Raw genomic sequence first — 21465 nt, 5'->3', positions numbered from 1 at the left:
GTTTCCGGTGGCTCGGCGTGCCGTTCCCGTACCGCCAGCTGCTGCGGCAGCGGGTCCTGTCGGCCCAGCGTGCGCGCGGAGACCTCCGATGAAATGACGGATATGATCGCGGACCGGACCGGCTTCGCCCCTGCGCATGCGCCGCACCATCGGTTCACCAAGCCCCTTGGACCAGACCAAATGCACACCATCGCGCGCTCCTTGGCCTGCGCGTCACCTCTGGACCACCTGACCCTCTCGGGGCTGGCCTCGCATCATTCGTCCAACCACTTTCCACATCAGTCCATGGACCACGAGCCCCACTCCCCACGAAGGTCGGGCGCATGGACATGCGGATGGCAAGACGAAGGACCATCGGGGCCGTGGTGACGGCGCTCGCCGCTGCTCTGCTGCCGTGGCAGAGCGCGGCGGCCGAAGGCGGCGCGGGCGCAACGGCCCCGCCCGAGGTGCTGCCCACGCTCCGCACATGGCAAGGCGGCCAGGGCGAGTTCGCGCTCACCGATCGGGCCAGGATCGTGCTGGACGGGGTACGGGACAGCCGCACGGCCGCCGACGCGAACCGGTTCGCCGGTGAGCTGAACGGCAAGGCGCAGGTGTCGCGGAGCCGGGCGGCCCGTTCCGGGGACATCGTGCTGCGGCAGGACCCGTCCCAGAAGGGCGCGCTGGGCGCGGAGGGCTACCGGCTCACGGTCGGCGACCGCGTGACGGTCACCGCCGCGACCTCCACCGGTGTGTTCTACGGCACCCGGACCGTCCTCCAGCTGCTGAACGACGACGGCCGCGCCGCACGGGGTTCGGCAACCGACGTGCCCGCGTACCGCGAGCGCGGGGTCGGGGTCTGCGCCTGCTACATCAACATATCGATGCAGTGGTTCGAGCGGCTGATGAAGGACATGGCTTCGCAGAAGCTCAACCAGCTGTGGATCGAGGCCAAGGTCAAGAGCGACACCGACCCGGCGTCGGCGTTCTGGGGCTACTACACCAAGCCGCAGATCCGCACGCTGGTGGCGATGGCCGGGAAGTACCACATCGAGCTCGTACCGGAGATCAACTCGCCCGGCCACATGGACACCTACCTGGAGAACCACCCGGAGCTCCAGCTCAAGGACCGGGACGGCGTCGCCTCCCCGCCCCGGCTCGACATCTCCCGGCCCGAGGCCCTGGCGTACTACACCTCGATGGTCGACGAGGCGCTGAAGGTCTGGGACAGCCGCTACTGGCACATGGGCGCCGACGAGTACATGCTCGGCTCCTCCTACCCGAGCTACCCGCAGCTGCAGGCCGCGGCGACCGCGAAGTTCGGTGCGTCGGCGACCCCCGACGATCTCTTCACCGACTTCATCAACCAGGTCAACGCGCACGTGAAGGCGGACGGCAGGTCGCTGCGGATCTGGAACGACGGGCTCGCCGGCAAGAACGCCGTCGTCCCGCTGGACCGTGACATCACCGTCGAGCACTGGCTGGGCGGCGGTTCCATCCAGCAGCCGTCCTCGCTGCTCGCCGAGGGCCGTCCGGTCATGAACTCCGCCTACTCGCTCTACCTGGTGCGCGGCGGCTTCACGATGCAGACGCAGAAGCTGTACGAGAGCGACTGGACGCCGTTGCGTTTCGAGGGCCAGACGCTGACCCAGGGGGCGGCGAACCTCACCGGCGCGAAGATCAGCCTGTGGCCGGACAGCGCGGCGGCCGAGACGGAGAACGAGGTGGAGACGAAGGTCTTCATGCCGCTGCGTTTCGTGGCCCAGGCGACCTGGGGCGGCCCGAAGCCGAGCCCGACGTACGCCGGTTTCGAGGCGCTCGCCCGGAAGATCGGTCACGCGCCGGGCTGGGAGAACACCGACCGCACGCCACTCGCCGACGGTACGTACCGGCTGACCGCGGGCGCGAAGGCACTGGCCCCCGCGGCGGACGCGGGCGTGTCCCTGGCCAAGGGCAGCGCGGCTTCCTGGGCGCTGACGGCGACCGCCGACGGGTATTACACGGTGCGGTCCACGGAGACCGGTCAGTGCCTGGACGTGGTGCGCGGCAAGAAGTATCTGGGCGCACCGCTGGAGGTGGGGGCCGCGCTGTCGCTCGGGACCTGCTCGGCGACGGCGCGTACGCAGCGCTGGCAGCTGGATGCCGGGGCGGGTGCGCTGACGCTGCGCAACGCGATCTCGCAGCTGCATCTGACGGAGCGGGCGCCGGACGGCGCCGCGGTCCAGACGACGGGCGCGACCCGCCTGACGCCGCGCGCCGCCTGACAGACCCGACCGAGGACGCCACTCGTCCGAGGCGACCCGGCTGACGGCGCGACCCGCCCGACGCCGCACCGAACGGGGCCCCGCCCGCCGGATCACCTGACGACCGGCGCGCGGGGCCCTCACCACGACGGGGGTGCGGAGGCAGACCCTGCCGGACCGGTCGGCACGCCTCGACCAGGCCTGGACGAAGGACGGTTGAAGGCAGGCGAAGCCGTGGAGGAACGCAGACGGGCCCGGTCTCCCCGTGGGGAGACCGGGCCCGTCGAAGGTTCTAGTCGTTCGGCACGATCTCGTAGCGCGGGGTGTTCTCCGCCATCTGCCGCAGCGCGTCCTTGCGGTCCCGCTTCGAGAGCCGGTCGATGTACAGGTAGCCGTACAGGTGGTCCGTCTCGTGCTGGAGGCAGCGCGCGAAGTAACCGGTGCCGCGGACCTTGATCGGGTTGCCCTTGGCGTCCTGTCCGCGCACCACCGCGTAGTCCGGGCGGGCCAGCGGCGCGTACGCCGTCGGAACGGAGAGGCAGCCCTCGTTGGAGTCGTCGAGGACGCGCTCCTCGGGCGGCAGCTCGTCCAGCACCGGGTTGCAGACGACACCCACGTGCCGCACACCGTCGTCGTCCGGGCAGTCGTAGACGAAGACCTTGAGGTCCACACCGATCTGGTTGGCGGCCAGGCCCACGCCCTCCGCCGTCTTCTGGCTGGCGAACATGTCGTCGATCAGCCGGCCCAGCTCGTCGCCGAACTCGGTGACGTCCTTGCACTCCTTGTGGAGCACCGGGTTGCCCACGACCGTGATCGGCCGGGAGGTCCCACGCTCGCGGTACGCCGCCTCACGCGCCTCGCAGTCCTCGGTGTCCACGACGAATCCTTCGTCGTCGACGCTGATCTGCTCGTCCGTCTCCTGCTGCGCCATGTCCGCCGTACGCCTTCCTCAAAACCCGAATCGATGCCCGTACAGCCTAGCGGCCGGGCCACGGACGCACGGCTCGGTGAACTTCTGGCTCAGCAGACTTCTTCGAGATCGCGCCACTCGCGGCTGTCCGGGCTGTCCGCCACCCAGCCGTCCAGCAGTCCGCGCACCAGTCCCGCGGGGGCCGCTATCCCGCACTCGCGCTCGGGCACCCACAGCTCACCGGCGGTCCGGTGGCCGAGCGGTCCCGGGTGGCCGGGCTCACTGTGGTCGTGCGGGTCGAGGTGCTCGCCGTCGCCCTCGTCGCTCTCCATCCGGCTCTCCGAGCAGGCCCGGCAGAGCAGCCGCACGGACGACGACCAGTCCTCGGCGGCGAATCCGGCATCGGACGCCAACTGCTCCAGGGCGTCCCGGTCGTCCTCGGTGGCGGCCTCGAGGAGCACCACCCAGGTGGGTACGGGAGACGGCGCCCAGAGCTCGATCTCGTCGAACACGGGGTACGAGGGGCCGGCGGCCGTGACCCGCTCACCGTGCGGCACGCCGTCGTGCAGGACGACCTCGCCCCAGCGCCGTCCGGAGGACGGCAGCGGAATCGACAGCACTTCCATCCGGGCCGGATCGAGCCTGCGGCCCCAGACGACCTCCGCCTCACCCTCGGGCGACAGCCGTACGGCCGCGCTGCCGAGCTCCATGCCGGACGGCTCGCTGTTGGCCGCCGAGGTGTGCTGGCCGCCACCGGGCACCTTCAGGCCGTACGCCTGCCAGGCGCGGCGGGCCAGCGGCCAGTCCTGCAGTGCGGTGGCGGCGATCCCGACGTTCCACCAGTCGGGAGCGCCGGACTCCTTGTCGAGCAGCGCCACGGCCCGCAGGCCGGCCGCCCTCGCCTGTTCCCAGTCATGCCGGAACTTGTGCAGCAGTGCCAGGTTGAACCACGACTCGGAGAGCCAGGGTTCCAGGTCCGCCGCGCGTGTCAGCAATGCGCCCGCGTCCTCGTACCGGCCGTCGCCGATCAGCGTGAACGCGCGGTCCGTGGCCTGCCGCCAAGAGGCGGAGGGCCGATGCCGTACCTTCCCGAAGATCCTCACGATTCCCGCCTGTCCCGACTCGGACACCCTCGTTTTCCGGTCTTCTTCGCATCCAACCATGCCTGGCCGGACACCCGCTCATTACCCATGGGTTACCCAGGCAGGACAGGGGTCAGACCGCCCCGGGCCAGGACGCGCGCGAGCGATTCCACGACCTCCGGCTGATAGTCGTGGCCGGTCCCGAGCCTGAGCTGTTCCAGGGCGTCGAGCGGCCCGCTGAGACCTTCCCCGCACAGGTCGTCGTATGCGTTGACGGCCCGGACGATCCGGGCGGGCAGGGGCTGCTCCCGGTACGGGTCGGCCTGCCGCTCCACCACGACGGCGATCTCGGTGTCCACCCCGGTCTGCCGGACCACGGCCCCGCCGAGCAGTGCTATCCGCCGCTGCTCGGCGGCGGGCAGCAGGGCGGTGGCTCCGTCGGGCACCGGATCGACGAGGGAGAGCTGCCCGATGTCGTGCATGAGGGCCGCGTACTCCAGCACGGTCAGCTCGGACCCGGAGAGCCCGAGCTCCCGGCCGACGGCGGTGCAGAGCATCGCCACCCTGCGGGCGTGCCCGTGCGGGGTGTAGCCGGCGATCTCGGTCGACCGGGCGAGCGAGGTGATGGTCTGCCGGTAGGTGGTCCGCACAGCGACGAACCGGCGGAACGACACCTGGGTCAGCAGCAGCGGTACGCAGAGCACGGGCAGCGCCCACAGTCCGGCGACGGCGACGCCCAGGGCCATCACCGCCCCGGTGGCGCAGACCGCCGACCCGATGCCCAGCAGGGCGCGCAGCTCGTCGCGGAGCAGTGGCCCGTAAGGGAAGGGGGTCCGCGACCGCAGCAGCAGGGCGCCGAGCACGGCGTCGCACAGGGCGGTGAGCCCGAGCAGTACGAGCAGGAAGACCGCGAAGTACGGGCCCTCGCCGAACCAGACGGCGGACCGGCCGGAGGTGTACAGCGGCTGGAAGCACACGGCCGCGAAGGAGACGATCACGATCCGCCGGGCCGCCTGGTCGGCGGTGGGCCCGTTGCCGCGCGCCACATGGGGCACGGCGGCGACGAGCTGCGCGGCGACGAGCACGGCGATGACCTGGAACACCCCGTGGCCGGCGGGCCCGCCGCCACTGCGTCCGAGCAGTGCGTACGCGAGCGCGCCGGCGGCGCCGAGCGGGGCGGGCTCCCGCTCCCCGGGCAGCGCACCCCAGCGGGCCAGCTCACCGACGGTGATGAGCACCCCGAAGGCAAGGGCGTGCCCGGGTTGGTGGACACCGTGCCAGAGGGTGTGGGCAAGCCCGGCAACGGCGAGGAGACCGGCGGCGGCGCGGACGGCGAGAACCGCGGGAGGCGGCCGCGTCCGCCCCCGGGCGGGGCTCACCGCGGCCGGGGGCGGCCCGACGCCACCCCCGGCGCCCGTTCGATCACGTCCGCGGACGGCGCCCCGCCGGCCTTCGCGTCGAGCCCCTGCGCCGACGGCGCCCCGCCGGCCGTCACATCAAGCCCCTCCGCCGACGGTGACGCACCCGTCATCGCATCGAGCCCCTCCGGCGATCGAGCAGGAACCGGCCCCCGGACAGCCCCGGCGCCCCCACCCACCCGTGGCACCGGCACCCGCACCGCCCCCGCCTCGTCCGCGGTCGACGCCGCCGACCACCCGTGCCGGTCCAGCCCCCGCGCCAGCGCCCGCACCATCTGCGGATCGAACTGCGTCCCCGCGCACCGCTTCAGCTCCTCCACCGCCGCCTGCACCGGCCTCCCCCTCCGGTACGACCGCGTCGACGTCATCGCGTCGAACGCATCAGCCACCGCGACGACCCTCGCGAACTCGGGAATCTCCCGCCCACTGAGCCCGTAGGGATATCCGCTGCCGTCGAGCCGCTCGTGATGGTGCAGGATCGCCGCACGCGCCTCGCCCAGAAAGCCGATGCTCCGGACGATCTCATGCCCGTACTCCGGGTGCAGCTCGATCACGCGCCGTTCCTCCGGGGTGAGCGGCCCCTCCTTGCGCAGCACCCTGGTCGGGACGCAGAGCTTGCCGACGTCGTGCAGGATCCCCGCGAACCGGAGCACTTCGAGCCGCTCCTCCGCCATGCCGAGTTCCCTGGCGATCAGCACGGATGCCCGCCCGACGCGCTCGCTGTGCCCGCGGGTGTAGGTGTCCTTGATGTCGACGGCCTGCACCAGCGCCCTGATGGTCGCGCGGTGGGCGGCGTGCTCGCGGTGGTACTGGGCGAAGACCCAGCAGGAGATGTACATGGGCAGCAGGACGAAGAGCGCGGACAGCGGCCCGTACGAGCTGCGCCACAGCACGGCCATCATGAGCCCCGCGAGACCGTGCACCAGGTGCGGTCCGAGAGAGCGCGGCAGCAGCCCGCTCCAGGCACGTCGCAGCGGCAGCCGTTCGGCCGTCACCAGGATCGATCCGTCGAGGGCGGTGAGGACAAGGCTGAAGGCCAGCGCGGCGGCGCAGGCCGGTACCAGCGCGTACGGGAAGTCGGGCAGACGTTCGGGATCCGGACCGCCGAGCGTGGCGGCGCCGCCGAGCAGACCGTGGACGAAGGACGCCGCCCAGACGGTGAGCGCGAGCTGCGCCGCCCGCCACACGCGGCGGGCCGTCGCCGGCGCGGTCTCCACCCGGCCGATGAGCGAGCCGGGGATGACGACCAGCGCGGCGGCGGCGGGCGGCAGCAGAAACGCGGCGGCGAGCAGCAGCGGGAAGAACGACCCGGCGCTGACCGGCACGGAGCTGCCGAAGAACCGGCAGCGGCCGGGGAGTTCACAGGCCAGATAGAGCGCCGCGAGCAGACCGGCGGTGCCCCACGGCACCTCCGCGCCGGGCCGGAGCGCGGGCGCCGTGCAGAGGATGGCGCAGACCGCGGTGACCAGAATGTGCGCGCGCGCAGCTGAGGGTGTGGCTCTCACCCGCCCCATCCCCGCCCCCCAACGATGGTCAATGGAGGCGCCAGGCTAGCGAGTTGGGCGAGCCGTCGAGAGCCGATGAGCCGGATTAGCACGTTCGGGTGAGACGTCTGCGGTACCGGTGGTACGCGTGAGGGCGCGCCGCATCACTCGCGGCGCGCCCTCACGCGTACAGAATTCGTCCTGGACGGCATCGCCCCACGGCGGCACTCGGCCGCCGGCCGCCGCCTGTCAGCGGCAGCCGCCCGTCACTCGCCGGCGGCGGACGGCAGCTGGCTCTCGGCCACCACGTCCTGCTCCGGCACCGCCTGCCCCGAGCGGATCAGATCGATCCGGCCCATGACCTTGGAGCGCAGGTCGCTCGGCACGTCGTCGTGCCCGCAGCAGCGCTTCACCAGCTTCTTCACGGCCTGCTCCAGGCCGTACTTCTCCAGGCACGGGGAGCACTCCTCGAAGTGCACCTCGAACTTCGTGCAGTCGCTGTCGGGCATCTCATGGTCGAGAAACTCGTAGAGATGATCGAGGACCTCAGAGCAGTCCGTCTCGTGCGGCTCTCCGCAGCTCATGAGCCCGAGCCTTTCCGATCGTCCGACTCCCCGGCGCCGGCCGGGACGAGCCCGCGCTCGCGGGCGTAGTCCTCCAGCATGCCGCGCAGTTGGCGGCGGCCCCGGTGCAGTCGGGACATCACCGTACCGATGGGAGTCCCCATGATGTCCGCGATCTCCTTGTAGGCAAAGCCCTCTACATCCGCAAGATAAACGGCAATGCGGAACTCTTCGGGAATCGCCTGCAGCGCGGACTTCACGTCCGAGTCCGGCAGGTGGTCGAGCGCCTGCGACTCGGCGGAGCGCAGACCCGTCGACATGTGCGACTCGGCGCGCGCCAGCTGCCAGTCCTCGATCTCCTCGGCGGCACTGCGCTGAGGTTCGCGCTGCTTCTTGCGGTACGAATTGATGAAGGTGTTCGTGAGGATGCGGTACATCCACGCCTTGAGGTTCGTACCCTCGCGGAACTGGTGGAAGGAGCCGTACGCCTTCGCATACGTCTCCTGGACCAGATCCTCGGCGTCTGCGGGGTTGCGCGTCATGCGCAGCGCCGCCGAGTACATCTGGTCGAGGAAACCGAGGGCGTCCCGCTCGAAGCGCGCATTGCGCTCGGCGGTCGTCTCCTCCGCGCGGCCGTCGTCGGTCCCTGTGTCGGTACCGGTGACCGGACCCACCTCCTCCAACGCTGTGGCGGATCCGAAACCGGAACCGCTCGAATCGGAGAATAGTCGACCTTGCTTCGACGCGGGCTGTCGATCCGATCCGCTCAGTGCCCGCTCGGGAGTGGTCTTCGCCGCATGCAGCACCGTCCACTCCAGGTCAGCGGCGTTCGAGCGGCGCGGGCAGATGGTCGAACCCATGCGACGGACTCCCTCTCCACGTACGACGTTGATATACCGACGTCCGGCACAACAGTGACCCCCCACTCAACATTCCCGGGGGCTGCGCCCGGTCGACCCCGCGTGGGATCCGGTCACCCGGAAGGGCGTGACGATCACCCGGAAGGGGGTGCGGGGCTTGCGGTACGGGCGCCTACGGAAGCCGGTCCAGCCATGCCGTGACGGCGGCAGTGACGATCTCCAACGCCTGGTCCTGGGTCGGCCCGGCCTTCTTCGGCACCGCGAACCCGTGGTCCGCGTACGGCACCTCAGTGATCTCGTACTCCCCCGGCGGGAATTCGCCGGGCCGTCCGAACGGGTCGTGGCCGCCCTGGACGACGAGTGTGGGCACGCCCGAGCCGAGCAGCTCGTCCTCGCGGGACTTCTCCGGCCTGCCCGGCGGGTGCAGGGGGAAGCTGAGCGCGAGAACCGCGTGGGCGCCGAGCTCGGTCGCCGTCCGGCAGGCGACCCGGGCCCCGGCGCTGCGCCCTCCGGAGACGACCGGGAGCCCCGGGGCGGCGAGAGCGGGCCACAGGCCGCGCCAGCCGGTGTCCAGGGTCTTCGGGGCGGCTGCGAGCTTCTTCCCGGCGACCCGCCACGGCTGCTCCACCAGGGCGACGCTCACTCCGTGGGCGGGCACCACGGCGGCCAGGGCCTGGAGGTCGCGGGCCTCGATGCCGCCGCCGGCTCCGTGACCGACGGCGAGGACCAGGCGGGGCTTCTTCGCGGGCAGCCAGGTGATCCGGGCCGGGCCCGCGTCGGTGTCGACCGTCTCGGTCGTCGTACGACCTGTCTCTGTAGGGCTCACACGTCTCATCCTGCCCGGTCGGCCCCTTCCTGCCCGGTCAGAAGAGCGTGCTGACCTCCGGCGCGGCCAGCTCCTCCAGCAGTTCGGGCCCGTTGTTGCGGACGTTGCTGACGGCCGTGGCCACCGGGTAGGCCCGCATCAGTCCACCGGGCGGCGGGGCGAGCAGCGCCCGGAGGCTCTCGACGTCGGTGTGCGACGGGTCCAGCCAGGCGTCCCAGCGGTCCGGGGTGAGCATCAGGGGCATCCGGGGGTGGATGTCGGCGAGTGCGGCCGGGCCCTCGGCAGGGGCGACGGCGAGCGGGGCCGTCTCGGCCTCGGTGGTGATCACCGAGCAGGTGACCCACCATGCCTGCGGGTGGTCGTCGGGCAGGGTGCGGTCGCGCCAGAACTCGTACAGGCCGGCCATGGCGAAGACCGACCCGTCGGCGGGGGTCACGAAGTACGGCTGCTTGCGGGGCCGCTTCTTCTTCCCCTGCTCCTCCAGCTGCCGCTCGTCGGTTCCCGTGACCCACTCGTAGTAGCCGTCGGCGGGCAGGATGCAGCGCCGCGAGACGAAGGGGCGGCGGAACGACGGCTTCTCGTGGATCGTCTCCGACCGGGCGTTGATCATCCGGGCGCCGCCCTCCGGCGACTTGGCCCAGGACGGCACGAGTCCCCATTTCAGTGCGCGCAGCTGCCGAACCGGACGGCGGTCATCCGCGTCTTTCACGGGACGTTCCAGTACGGCGTAGACTTCTTTGGTCGGCGCCACGTTGTAGTCGGGCTCCAGAGCCTCCGCCGGTTCCCACTTCTCGACGCCGAAGAGTCCGGTGAGATCCTCGGGCCGCCGGCTCGATGCATACCGTCCGCACATAAGTGCCAGACTGCCACGACCCACCGGCACGACCGCAAGGAGCCGCCCGCACATGGACAGCACCGATCTCGGCGATCTGTGGGATCGCGTACTCGGCACCCAGCCCGCACCTGCCCAGTGGCTGGTGGTCGTGACCGCCACGGCCGCGCTCATCGCCGTCGTGCCGAACGTCCTGTGGCGGCTCTCCCGTAACGCGATCACCATCGCGCACGAGGGCGGCCACGGGCTGATAGCCCTGGTCACGGGGCGCCGGCTGCAGGGCATCCGGCTGCACTCGGACACCAGCGGGCTGACCGTCAGCCGCGGCAGGCCCACCGGTATCGGGATGATCCTCACCGCGGCCGCCGGCTACACCGCGCCGCCGCTGCTCGGGCTCGGCGGTGCCTGGCTGCTGACCAGCGGGCGGATCACCCTGTTGCTGTGGGTGGCGACCGCGCTGCTCGCGGTGATGCTGGTGATGATCCGCAACGTGTACGGGGCGCTGTCGGTGATCCTCACCGGCTCGGCCTTCCTGCTGGTGTCCTGGCTCGCCTCGCCCGACGTGCAGTCGCTGTTCGCATACACCGTGGTGTGGTTCCTGCTCCTCGGCGGCGTGCGCCCGGCCTTCGAGCTCCAGTCGAAGCGGCGCCGCGGCGGCGCACCGGACTCGGACGCCGATCAGCTGTCCCGGCTCACGGATGTCCCCGCGGTGCTGTGGCTCTTCCTCTTCCATGCGGTGTCGCTCTGCTCACTGATCGGCGGCGGCCGCTGGCTGCTCGGCCTGTGAGCTGCGTCAACACCCGGACCACGGTTCGCCGCGACGGGTACCCGTCTTGCGTTACACCCCGGTTTCCACCTATTTGATCAAGATCCGGGTTTGCGGTGAGCCACTAAAGTGAGGGCCATGACCGAAAGCTCCGTGCACCCCGCCCTCTGGCCCGCTCCCCAAGCGAGCGGATCCGTCGACGCCACCGTCACCGTGCCCGGGTCGAAATCGGTCACCAACCGGGCGCTGGTCCTCGCCGCTCTCGCCGCCGAGCCGGGCTGGCTGCGCCGCCCGCTGCGCTCCCGCGACACCCTGCTGATGGCACAGGCGCTGCGCTCGATGGGCGTCGGCATCGAGGAGGGCGTCGGCCCCGACGGCTCCGGCGAGGCCTGGCGCGTCATCCCGGCCGGGCTGCACGGTCCCGTCACGATCGACGTCGGCAATGCCGGAACGGTCATGCGCTTCCTCCCGCCCGTCGCTGCGCTCGCGGACGGGCCGATCCGCTTCGACGGCGACCCGCGTTCGTACGAGCGGCCGCTGAACGGTGTGATCGACGCCCTGCGGGTGCTCGGCGCAAGGATCGACGACGACGGTCGGGGCTCACTGCCCATGACCGTGCACGGCGGCGGTGCGCTGGACGGCGGCCCGGTGGAGATCGACGCCTCCTCGTCCTCCCAGTTCGTCTCGTCGCTGCTGCTGTCGGCACCGCGTTTCAACCAGGGCGTCGAGGTACGGCACACCGGTTCCCGGCTGCCGTCGATGCCGCACATCCGGATGACGGTCGACATGCTGCGGACGGTCGGCGCCCAGGTAGACGAGCCGGAGACGGGCGGTGAGCCGAATGTCTGGCGGGTCTCCCCGTCGGCGCTGCTCGGCCGCGATCTGACGGTCGAACCGGACCTCTCCAACGCCCAGCCGTTCCTGGCCGCGGCACTGGTCACCGGTGGCCGGGTCACCATTCCCGACTGGCCCCTGCGCACCACCCAGCCCGGTGACGCGCTGCGCGAGATCTTCACCACGATGGGCGGCAGCTGCGAGCTGACCGAGCACGGTCTCACGTTCACCGGTTCGGGCCGCATCCACGGCATCGACGTGGACCTCGGCGAGGTCGGCGAACTCACCCCGGGCATCGCGGCGGTCGCGGCCCTCGCCGACTCCCCCTCCACGCTGAGCGGTGTCGCACATCTGCGGCTGCACGAGACGGACCGGCTCGCCGCGCTCACCAAGGAGATCAACGAGCTCGGCGGCCAGGTCACCGAGACCGCCGACGGGCTCCGCATCGAGCCGCGCCCGCTGCACGGCGGTACCTTCCATACGTACGACGACCACCGGATGGCCACCGCGGGGTCGATCATCGGCCTTGCAGTCCCCGGAGTGGAGATCGAGAACGTGGCGACAACCGCCAAGACCCTGCCGGATTTCCCGCAGATGTGGACCCGAATGCTCGGGGTCTGAGTCATGCGTCGTTACGGCAAGAACCCCGACGAGGACGACATCCGGATCCGCCCCAACCCGAAGGGCAACCGGCCTCGTACGCATACCCGTCCGAAGCACGAGGACGCCGAGGACGGCATGGTCCTCACGGTCGACCGCGGCCGCCTCACCTGCCTTGTCGACGACCGTACGGTCATGGCGATGAAGGCCCGCGAACTGGGCCGGAAGGCCGCGGTGGTGGGCGACACCGTCTCACTCGTCGGCGATCTGTCCGGCGAGAAGGACACCCTGGCCCGTATCGTCCGCATCGGTGAGCGCCGCTCGGTGCTGCGGAGGACGGCGGACGACGACGATCCGTACGAACGGGTGGTCGTCGCCAACGCCGACCAGCTGGCGATCGTCACCGCGCTCGCCGATCCGGAACCCCGGCCGCGGATGATCGACCGCTGTCTGGTGGCCGCGTACGACGGCGGGCTCTCCCCGCTCCTGGTCCTCACCAAGTCGGACCTGGCGTCCCCGGAGAAGCTGCTGGAGGCGTACATCCCGCTGGGCGTCCCGTACATCGTCACCAGCCGCGAGGAACTGGAGAACGGCGATGCCGCGGACCGGGTGCGCGAGCAGCTGAACGACCGGATCACCGCGTTCGTCGGGCACTCTGGCGTCGGGAAGACCACGCTGGTCAACGCCCTGGTGCCGAAGGACCGGCGGCGTACGACGGGTGTCGTCAACGCGGTCACGGGCCGTGGCCGGCACACCACCACCTCGGCTCTGGCGCTGCCGCTGCCGGACGGGCGCGGCTGGGTGGTCGACACCCCCGGTGTGCGTTCCTTCGGGCTGAACCACATCGACCCGTCGCGGGTCATCCACGCATTCCCGGACCTGGAGCCCGGCACCGAGGACTGCCCGCGCGGCTGCACCCACGACGCCGTCCAACCGGAATGCGCCCTGGGCGCCTGGGTGACGGCCGGACATGCCGATCCGGCCCGGCTCGACTCGCTGCACCGGCTGCTGGCCACCCGCGAACGACGCGAAGGCGACTGACCCAGGCGCGTTTGCCGACTGCTGCTACCGGTAAGTGCATAATCGCTCAGCGGAACAGAGCAGTCACCGACGTGGGAGGGCACCGACGATGGCGTGGCTGCTGGTCGTGGTCGCAGGACTTCTGGAGACCGGCTTCGCCGTCTGTCTGAAGCTGTCGCACGGCTTCACCCGGCTCTGGCCGACGATCGCCTTCTGCGTCTTCGCGCTCGGCAGCTTCGGTCTCCTCACGCTCTCCCTGAAGAAGCTCGACGTGGGCCCCGCCTATGCCGTGTGGACGGGCATCGGCGCGGCGGGCACCGCGATCTACGGCATGGTCTTCCTGGACGATGTGGTGTCCACGCTCAAGCTGATCTCGATCTCCCTGGTGATCGTGGGCGTGATCGGGCTGCAGCTGTCGGGCTCGTCCCACTGACCTGCGGGGATCCGTCGACTGCACCGGGGCCGGCCGGCTGACGAAGCAGCGCGCCGGCCTCGCCCGCCCGTCACACCGCGGGCCACCGCTCCACCACCTCGCGCACCAGCGGCGCCGCGTCCGTGGGGACGGCGGACGCGGCTACCGCATACGACAGCGCGAGACGCAGCGCGATCTCACAGGTCACGGCCAGCAGAGCCGGGTCGTGCGGCGGGCGCCCCTCGCTCAGGGCGGCGACCGCGCGGTCGCGCACCAGACCGAGGAATTCCGCGGGCGTCGGCGGGCGGGCGTCGGCCCGGCGCTGCGCCGGTACGGGCGAGGAGGACGGCACCGAAAGAACTGCGGGGCGGGGTAACCACTCGCCCCAGCAGCCCGTGAGCAACGCCCTGACCAGGGCGTTCGTACGGGCGGCCCGCACCGTCCAAGCGGCGGTGGCGGCCAGTCTGTCCCCCGTACCGCCAGGCGGTTCCAGCGCCCGCTCGACACCGGCGAGGTAGCCGTCGGCGGCGCGCCGGACGAGGGCCCGGGCCAGCCCGTCCTTGCTGCCGAACTCGTTGTAGAGGGTCTGCCGGGAGACTCCGGCGGCGAACGCGACATCGACCATCCGCACGGACGGCCAGGGCCGGGTGGTGAGCGCCGCGAGGGCGGCGTCCATCAGTGCTTCTCGCGCCGTAGGCATCGTCGCCTCCCACGCCGGGGGTCTGCGGTTCAGAGTTGACTCGCCGCCCGGCACTGTCAAGAGCCCGTGCGGCCTCCGGGGTCGTGTAGCCCTGATCACCTGCGGTCGATACTGTGACGACATGCCCGACTACCACGATGATCTGCGCCTCGCCCATGTACTGGCGGACGCCGCCGACGCGGCGACGATGGACCGGTTCAAGGCTCTGGACCTCAAGGTCGAGACCAAGCCGGACATGACGCCGGTGAGCGAGGCCGACAAGGCCGCCGAGGAGCTGATCCGCGGTCATCTCCATCGGGCGCGCCCGCGCGACGCGATCCTCGGCGAGGAGTACGGGATCGAGGGCACCGGCCCGCGCCGCTGGGTCGTCGACCCGATCGACGGCACCAAGAACTACGTGCGCGGTGTGCCGGTCTGGGCGACCCTGATCTCGCTGATGGAGGCGGGCGAGAACGGCTTCCAGCCGGTGGTGGGCGTGGTGTCGGCCCCCGCGCTGGGCCGCCGGTGGTGGGCGGCGAAGGGTGCGGGGGCCTACACCGGCCGCAGTCTGACCTCCGCGACGCGGATGCACGTATCGAAGGTGGAGCGGATCGCGGACGCCTCGTTCGCGTATGCGTCGATGACCGGCTGGGAGGAGCAGGGCCGGCTCGACGGCTTCCTGGACCTGACCCGGGCCTGCTGGCGTACGCGTGGATACGGGGACTTCTGGCCGTACATGATGGTCGCTGAGGGTTCGGTGGACATCTGCGCGGAGCCGGAGCTCTCGCTCTGGGACATGGCGGCGAACGCGATCATCGTCCAGGAGGCGGGTGGCCTGTTCACCAGCCTGGACGGGGTACCCGGTCCGGGCGGTGGGAACGCGGCGGCTTCGAACGGGCTGCTCCACCACGAGCTGCTGGGGTATCTGAACCAGCGCTACTGATCTGCCTCCGCTGATCCGGAACGACCGATACGAGGCGTACGGACCCCCGAGGGGTGTGCGATGCGAGCGAGGGGCGCGGTGTACTTCCGCGCGCCCCTCGAATGATCTCCGCGCACCCCTTGTTGCCGTCCCGTAAGGATGCAACGCTGAAAGTCCCCCCACTTGTGAACTTGTGAATCGGCTCACGCAGTCGCTTCACGAAGGAGGTGGCTCCTTTCATGCTCGTCCGTGACGCCATGAGCACGATGGTTCTCACCATCGGCCCCACCCACACGCTGCGCCAGGCGGCCCAGCTGATGTCGGCCCGCCGCATCGGAGCGGCCGTCGTCCTCGACAGCGACACCAGCGGACTCGGCATCCTCACCGAGCGCGACATCCTCAACGCGGTCGGCGCCGGCCAGAACCCCGACTCCGAGACCGCGTCCACCCACACCACCAACGATGTGGTCTTCGCCGCACCCACCTGGACCCTGGAGGAGGCCGCGGAGGCCATGACGCACGGCGGCTTCCGGCATCTGATCGTGCTGGACGACCACGGGCCCGTCGGCATCGTCTCGGTCCGCGACATCATCCGCTGCTGGGCGCCCACCAGGCGTCACCCGGTGGAACTGGTCGGCTGACCTCCCCACCGCGCATACGCCGGTGGGCCGACCCCCTCGGTGCGAGGGTGCCGGCCCACCGACGTCGTCGGACCCGTCCGTGCCCGCTAACCGCGCAGGGTTTGGACCGCGGTCTCCAGCCGCTTGCCGAAATCGCCGTCCGCCCGGCGGAAGTTCTCGATCGCACGCTCGGCGATGTCGTCGCGCGAGACCTTGGCGATGAACCCGGCGAGGTTGTCGATCAGCCGGACCTTCTCGTCCTCGGAGAAGAGCCGGTAGAGGTTCCCGGCCTGTACGAAGTCGTCGTCCTCGGCGTGGCGCGGGGCCTCGTGCGTACCGGTCCCACCGCTGACCGTGGTGGCCTCCCACAGCGGCCGGTCGGTCTGGGCCGGGCCGCCGAAGCTGTTCGGCTCGTAGTTCTTCGCGCCCTTGTGCCGGCCGTCGTACAGGTAGCCGTCACGGCTGTTGGTCCGCGCCTCGGTGGCGTGCGGGCGGTTCACCGGAAGGTGGTCGGCGTTGATACCGACGCGGTAGCGGTGCGCGTCGCCGTACGCGAAGAGGCGGCCCTGGAGCATCTTGTCCGGGGACGGGCCGATGCCCGGCACGAAGTGCGCGGGACTGAAGATCGACTGCTCGACCTCGGCGAAGATGTTCTCCGGGTTGCGGTTGAGCTCCAGCTTCCCGATCTCGATCGGCGGGTAGTCCGCGTGCGGCCACACCTTGGTGAGGTCGAACGGGTTGAAGCGGTAGCCGGCCGCGTCTGCCGCGGGCATGATCTGGACCTGCACCGTCCAGGACGGGAAGTCGCCGCGCTCGATCGCCTCGCGCAGGTCGCGCTGGTGGCTGTCCGGGTCCTCACCGGCGAGCTTGTTGGCCTCCGCCTGGATGAGGTTCTTGATGCCCTGGTCGGTCTTGAAGTGGTACTTGACCCAGAAGACCTCACCGGCCTCGTTGTTCCACTGGTAGGTGTGCGAGCCGTACCCGTTCATGTGACGCAGCGTGGCGGGGATGCCGCGGTCGCCGAAGAGCCAGGTCACCTGGTGGGTCGACTCGGGCGACAGACCCCAGAAGTCCCAGACGTTGTCCGCCTCCTGCGAGCCGGTGTACGGGTCGCGCTTCTGGGTGTGGATGAAGTCCGGGAACTTGATGGCGTCCTTGATGAAGAACACCGGGGTGTTGTTGCCGACGAGGTCGTAGTTTCCCTCTTCGGTGTAGAACTTCAGCGCGAAGCCGCGGGGATCGCGCACCGCGTCGGCGGAGCCGAGATTGCCGGCGACGGTGGAGAAGCGCAGGAACGTCTCCGTCTGCTTGCCGACCTCCGAGAGGAATTTCGCACGCGTCCACTGCGAGACGTCGCGGGTCAGCGTGAAGGTGCCGTACGCACCGGCGCCGCGGGCGTGCACGATGCGCTCCGGAATGCGCTCACGGTTGAAGTGCGCGAGCTTCTCCAGCAGCGACTGGTCCTGCACCAGGACCGGACCGCCGACGCCCGCGGTCTGGCTGTTCTGGTTGTCGGCGACCGGCGCGCCGGCCTCCGTGGTGAGCGGTCCCTGTGTCACGAGTGCGCCTCCTGCGTCGTTCCCTGCACATCGTCATGTCCTGACGCCTGCGCGGTCTGTCCCTTGGCGTATGCCGAATTGGATCCTACAATAGACAAAGTCCAAGTCAAGGTGCCATCCAAAGTCACACCCGTTCGGAGCCAGGCTCCCCCACTGTTAGGCTTGCCCTTATGAGTGACCTGCTGGAACGACTGCGCGGACGCGGCTGGCGCATGACTGCGCAGCGGCGCGTCGTGGCCGAGGTCCTCGACGGAGAACATGTGCACCTGACGGCCGACGAGGTGCACGCCCGTGCCGTCGCCAAGCTGCCGGAGATATCCCGCGCCACCGTCTACAACACCCTCGGCGAGATGGTGACGCTCGGCGAGGTCATCGAGGTCTCCACCGACCACCGGGCGAAGCGGTACGACCCGAACGCACACCGCCCGCACCAGCACCTGGTCTGCGCCCGGTGCGGCGCGATCCGCGACGTGCACCCGGCGGGCAATCCACTGGCGGATCTGCCGACGGAGGAGCGGTTCGGCTTCACCGTCTCCGGCGTCGAGGTGACGTACCGCGGCATCTGCCCGAACTGCGCCGCAACCGCCTGAAGCGGAACGAAGGGCCCGGCGCGCGTGACACGCGCGCCGGGCCCTTCCGCGTTCCACCCGACCGGAAGCGGGCCGAAGCCGCACCCCCGGACATCTCCGCGCCGATCCGCTCCGCGCACACCCCCTTCCCGAATCTGACGGACCGTCATATCGTCGGCGGCGATCGTGTCCGCCCCGCGGCGGATCCACACCTCGACCGCGCGAGGAGAGACCCGTGGGAGATCCGCACCCGACCGCACCGTCACCCGCACCCCCGCCCACCGCCCCCACGCTCCGGGCCCAGGCGCTCACCCGCTCGTTCGGGCGCGGCGCCAAGGCGCTCATCGCCCTCGGCCCCGTCGATCTCACCATCGCGCCCGGCGAGTTCACCTGCCTCGTCGGCCCCTCCGGCTGCGGCAAGTCCACCCTGCTGCGCATCACCGCCGGGCTGCTCCGCCCCAGCGCGGGCCAACTGTCCCTCCATGCGGCATCACCCCGCCCGGCAGCGATGATCTTCCAGGACTACGGGATCTACGACTGGAAGACCGTCCTCGCCAATGTCCGGTTCGGCCTCGACATCCAGCGTGTACCGCGCAGGGAGGCCGACGCCCGGGCGCGTGACTGGCTCGCCCGGATGGGACTCTCCGAGTTCGCCGGCGCCTATCCGGCCACACTCTCCGGCGGGATGCGGCAGCGCGTCGCGATCGCCCGCGCCCTCACCGTCGAACCCGAAATCCTGCTGATGGACGAGCCGTTCGCGGCGCTCGACGCCCAGCTTCGGACCATCCTCCAGGACGAGCTGCTCGACCTCACCCAGACGACCCGCACCACCACGCTCTTCGTCACCCACAGTCTGGAGGAGGCGATCGTGCTCGGCGACCGGGTGCTGGTGATGTCCGCCAGACCCGGCCGGATCATTGCCGAGCGCCGGCCGCCGTTCACCCGGCCGCGTACCGGCGACGTCCGTTCCGCACCCGAATTCACTGCCCTGAAGAGCGAGTTGTGGGAGCTGCTGCGCGGCGAGGTCCGCAGAGAGGCGGTCCCGGCATGAGCACAGCCGCCACGCGCGCACGGCCGAAGGACGGAGCGACCGTGCTGGTACGCAGGCCGGGCCCGTAGGAGCTGCATCCCGTACGCACGTACCGCAGGCGCCGCACACTGGAGCTGGCGCTCGCCGTCGCCGTACCGCTGGTCCTCGTCCTGCTCTGGCAGCTGGCCGCCGCCCGGTCCTGGATCGACGACCGCGTCTACCCCGCCCCGTCCACCATCCTTGCCGACGGCTGGGACCGGGCGGTCGAGGGCGCTCTGTGGCCGGATGTGTGGGCCACGCTCAAGCGGGTCCTCGGCGGCTATGCGATCGGTACCGTCACCGGATACGCGCTCGGCCTGCTGATGGGCTCGCTCTCCCTCGTACGGGCAGCGCTGGAACCATCGCTCGACGCCCTGTACGTCGTACCGAAACTGGCTCTGCTGCCGGTCTTCCTCAATATGTTCGGCCTCGGCGAAGGACCGCAGATCGCCCTGGTCGCCGCCACGGTCTTCTTCTTCGTCTGGATCTCCACCATGGCGGCGGTCCTCGCCGTCCCGGTCGGTCACCGCGACGCCGGCCAGGTCTTCGGTGCCTCGCCCTGGCAGATGTTCCGCCATGTGCTGCTGCCCGCCTCGCTGCCCGCGGTGCTGGTCGGCGCACGGATCGCGGCGGGCGTGGCCGTCCTGGTCATCGTCGCGTCCGAGCAGATCGCGGCGGCCGACGGGCTCGGCCATCTGATCTTCGACTCCCGGGCGCTGTTCCGGAACGACGTGATGTTCGTCGGCATCGTCTGCGTGGCGGTGCTCGGCGTCGTCTTCTCCGAAGCGGTGCGGATCGCCGGACGGCTGCTCACCCCGTGGGCCCCGCGCGACCGCGGCCGCAGCCAGTCGTGAACGGCACCCCGCCGGCTCCACCGAGCTCTTCGTACGGAGGCACTGTGCGTACACGTACCCCTCTCACCTGCACCGTCGCACTCGTCGCGGTCTCACTGCTCGCCGCGGCGGGCTGCGCCAGGAACGATCCCGGCAGCGGTGGCGCGGATGCCGCGCCACGCACCGTCACGCCCGTCACGGGCTGCGGCGGGGGCAGCTGGACCGACCCTGCCGATCTGACGGCCGACCGCGAACCGGCCCGCTGCGACAAGGGCGCGCCCGCCCCCCGACCGCTGGCGAAGAAGCGGAGGATCACCGTCGCCACCGGCACCCTGAGCGCGGAATACGTCGCTCCGCTCCAGGTCGCCGTGGCAAGGGGCGAGTTCGCCAAGGAGGGCCTGGACGTCGAACTGAAGGTGCTGCCCACCCCGGACGCCCTGCCGCTGCTCGCCAAGGGCGATGTCGATGCCCAGTGGGCGGCCCCCGAGGCGGCCGTGATGAACGGCATCAACGGCGGCTTCGACATCAAGTGGGTGGCGGGGAACTTCTCCCCCGACCCCACATCCAAGAGCGGCCTCTGGGTGCGTCTCAAGGACGGTGAGAGCGCCGATCACGTCACCATGGCGGGCCGGAGAATGGGCACGATGATCGGCAAGGGCTCGGTCATCGCGTATCCGATGGACAGCTCGCTGAAGAAGCACGGCGGCGGTCTCGACAAGATCAGTTTTCAGCAGCTCGGCTCCGCGGACGTGCTGACCGCCCTGCAGAACGGGGGCGTGGACTCCGCCTGGCTGCTCGACCCGGTCTGGCGCAAGGTGGACGGTGACAAGCGGTACGCGTTCCTGGGCGGCCAGCCGGCCGGCGAACCGCTCGGCGGTCTGCTCTTCGGGCCGAAGCTGCTGACCGAGGACCCGGACGCCGGCGTCGCCTTTCTCCGCGCCTATATCCGGACGGTGAACACCTACTTCGCCGGGGACTACAAGTCCGATCCCGCGTTCGTGACGGAACTGGCGAAGCTGATGAAGATCGACGAGGCGACGCTGCGGTCGACGCCGTCGCTGCGGATGGACTGGGAGATCCGGAAGGGCACGACGGATCGGCTGCAGCAGGCCTACGCCGACGCGGGCGTCTCGGAGGGCAGGCCGCCGGTACCCGAGGAGAAGGCCGTCGACCGGGCGATGTACGCGGAGGCGGTGGGCCGCAGGCTCTGACCGGCGCCCCTGCGGCAGGCGCGGGCACCGGCATGCACAGAAGGCCGGATCCTCGAAAGGATCCGGCCTTCTGTCTTCAGTAGCGGGGACAGGATTTGAACCTGCGACCTCTGGGTTATGAGCCCAGCGAGCTACCGAGCTGCTCCACCCCGCGTCGGTGAACACAACATTACG

At 70.7% G+C, this 21465-nt stretch carries 21 protein-coding genes and 1 tRNA gene; 11 read left to right on the top strand and 11 right to left on the bottom strand.

The window, feature by feature from the left end; genetic code table 11:
- Positions 1-335 precede the first annotated feature (335 nt).
- Complete coding sequence (locus LRD69_RS22150) at positions 336-2243, top strand: family 20 glycosylhydrolase (RefSeq protein ID WP_277328290.1); 1908 nt, start codon at positions 336-338, stop codon at positions 2241-2243.
- Between the two features lie 271 nt (positions 2244-2514).
- Here LRD69_RS22150 and def read toward each other — a convergent pair whose 3' ends face one another.
- The 8 genes from def to LRD69_RS22110 all read right to left on the bottom strand — a co-directional run bounded on the left by def (position 2515) and on the right by LRD69_RS22110 (position 10218).
- Positions 2515-3153: a peptide deformylase gene (gene def / locus LRD69_RS22145; protein ID WP_277328289.1), complete on the bottom strand. Its 639-nt coding sequence runs from the start codon at positions 3151-3153 to the stop codon at positions 2515-2517.
- 89 nt (positions 3154-3242) lie between these two features.
- The gene (locus LRD69_RS22140; RefSeq protein WP_277328288.1) at positions 3243-4235 is read right to left on the bottom strand and encodes a hypothetical protein; all 993 of its coding nucleotides are present in this window, start codon (positions 4233-4235) and stop codon (positions 3243-3245) included.
- Between the two features lie 92 nt (positions 4236-4327).
- Entirely contained in the window at positions 4328-5593 is a 1266-nt protein-coding gene (locus tag LRD69_RS22135) for an HD domain-containing protein (RefSeq protein ID WP_277328287.1), read from the bottom strand.
- Entirely contained in the window at positions 5590-7137 is a 1548-nt protein-coding gene (locus LRD69_RS22130; protein WP_346771919.1) for an HD-GYP domain-containing protein, read from the bottom strand. Before LRD69_RS22130 ends, LRD69_RS22135 begins: the two co-directional genes overlap by 4 nt.
- Positions 7138-7382: 245 nt before the next feature.
- Positions 7383-7700 (bottom strand): mycothiol system anti-sigma-R factor, encoded by a 318-nt coding sequence (gene rsrA / locus LRD69_RS22125; RefSeq protein WP_277328285.1) that lies wholly within the window; start codon positions 7698-7700, stop codon positions 7383-7385.
- Complete coding sequence (locus LRD69_RS22120; RefSeq protein ID WP_266990480.1) at positions 7697-8353, bottom strand: sigma-70 family RNA polymerase sigma factor; 657 nt, start codon at positions 8351-8353, stop codon at positions 7697-7699. Before LRD69_RS22120 ends, rsrA begins: the two co-directional genes overlap by 4 nt.
- A gap of 358 nt (positions 8354-8711) precedes the next feature.
- Positions 8712-9374, bottom strand: coding sequence for an alpha/beta family hydrolase (locus LRD69_RS22115; protein WP_277328284.1), 663 nt, complete (start codon positions 9372-9374; stop codon positions 8712-8714).
- Between the two features lie 28 nt (positions 9375-9402).
- The gene (locus tag LRD69_RS22110; RefSeq protein ID WP_277328283.1) at positions 9403-10218 is read right to left on the bottom strand and encodes an SOS response-associated peptidase; all 816 of its coding nucleotides are present in this window, start codon (positions 10216-10218) and stop codon (positions 9403-9405) included.
- A 52-nt stretch (positions 10219-10270) separates the two neighbouring features.
- On the opposite strand from LRD69_RS22110, the gene LRD69_RS22105 reads away from it, so the two are divergent.
- The 4 genes from LRD69_RS22105 (at position 10271) to LRD69_RS22090 (ending at position 13850) form a co-directional block, all read left to right on the top strand.
- Entirely contained in the window at positions 10271-10984 is a 714-nt protein-coding gene (locus LRD69_RS22105; RefSeq protein WP_277328282.1) for a M50 family metallopeptidase, read from the top strand.
- Between the two features lie 117 nt (positions 10985-11101).
- Complete coding sequence (gene aroA / locus LRD69_RS22100) at positions 11102-12418, top strand: 3-phosphoshikimate 1-carboxyvinyltransferase (RefSeq protein ID WP_277328281.1); 1317 nt, start codon at positions 11102-11104, stop codon at positions 12416-12418.
- 3 nt (positions 12419-12421) lie between these two features.
- On the top strand, positions 12422-13438 hold the full coding sequence (gene rsgA / locus LRD69_RS22095) for a ribosome small subunit-dependent GTPase A (protein WP_277328280.1): 1017 nt from the start codon (positions 12422-12424) through the stop codon (positions 13436-13438).
- Between the two features lie 88 nt (positions 13439-13526).
- Entirely contained in the window at positions 13527-13850 is a 324-nt protein-coding gene (locus LRD69_RS22090) for a multidrug efflux SMR transporter (protein ID WP_277328279.1), read from the top strand.
- Between the two features lie 70 nt (positions 13851-13920).
- Here LRD69_RS22090 and LRD69_RS22085 read toward each other — a convergent pair whose 3' ends face one another.
- A complete protein-coding gene (locus LRD69_RS22085) occupies positions 13921-14529 on the bottom strand; it encodes a TetR/AcrR family transcriptional regulator (RefSeq protein WP_277328278.1) in 609 nt (202 codons plus the stop codon).
- Between the two features lie 121 nt (positions 14530-14650).
- Here LRD69_RS22085 and hisN point away from each other — a divergent pair, with 121 nt between their 5' ends.
- Both hisN and LRD69_RS22075 read left to right on the top strand, forming a co-directional pair.
- Complete coding sequence (gene hisN, locus LRD69_RS22080; protein WP_277328277.1) at positions 14651-15451, top strand: histidinol-phosphatase; 801 nt, start codon at positions 14651-14653, stop codon at positions 15449-15451.
- Between the two features lie 218 nt (positions 15452-15669).
- A complete protein-coding gene (locus tag LRD69_RS22075) occupies positions 15670-16071 on the top strand; it encodes a CBS domain-containing protein (protein ID WP_277328276.1) in 402 nt (133 codons plus the stop codon).
- 86 nt (positions 16072-16157) lie between these two features.
- Here LRD69_RS22075 and LRD69_RS22070 read toward each other — a convergent pair whose 3' ends face one another.
- Positions 16158-17609, bottom strand: coding sequence for a catalase (locus LRD69_RS22070; protein ID WP_277328275.1), 1452 nt, complete (start codon positions 17607-17609; stop codon positions 16158-16160).
- 170 nt (positions 17610-17779) lie between these two features.
- On the opposite strand from LRD69_RS22070, the gene LRD69_RS22065 reads away from it, so the two are divergent.
- The 4 genes from LRD69_RS22065 (at position 17780) to LRD69_RS22050 (ending at position 21291) form a co-directional block, all read left to right on the top strand.
- Entirely contained in the window at positions 17780-18199 is a 420-nt protein-coding gene (locus LRD69_RS22065) for a Fur family transcriptional regulator (RefSeq protein ID WP_277328274.1), read from the top strand.
- A gap of 322 nt (positions 18200-18521) precedes the next feature.
- Entirely contained in the window at positions 18522-19229 is a 708-nt protein-coding gene (locus LRD69_RS22060; RefSeq protein WP_277329837.1) for an ABC transporter ATP-binding protein, read from the top strand.
- Positions 19230-19300: 71 nt separating this feature from the next.
- Positions 19301-20101 (top strand): ABC transporter permease, encoded by an 801-nt coding sequence (locus tag LRD69_RS22055; RefSeq protein WP_277329836.1) that lies wholly within the window; start codon positions 19301-19303, stop codon positions 20099-20101.
- Positions 20102-20145: 44 nt separating this feature from the next.
- Positions 20146-21291, top strand: coding sequence for an ABC transporter substrate-binding protein (locus LRD69_RS22050; protein WP_277328273.1), 1146 nt, complete (start codon positions 20146-20148; stop codon positions 21289-21291).
- 80 nt (positions 21292-21371) lie between these two features.
- Here LRD69_RS22050 and LRD69_RS22045 read toward each other — a convergent pair.
- Positions 21372-21445: transfer RNA gene (locus tag LRD69_RS22045), tRNA-Met, on the bottom strand.
- Between the last annotated feature and the right edge of the window lie 20 nt (positions 21446-21465).

It is taken from the genome of Streptomyces sp. JH14 (genome assembly GCF_029428675.1).
In the GTDB taxonomy this organism is placed as follows: Bacteria; Actinomycetota; Actinomycetes; order Streptomycetales; family Streptomycetaceae; genus Streptomyces.
Note: the sequence above shows the minus strand (reverse complement) of the source record. Positions and strands in the feature narration are given on the sequence as shown.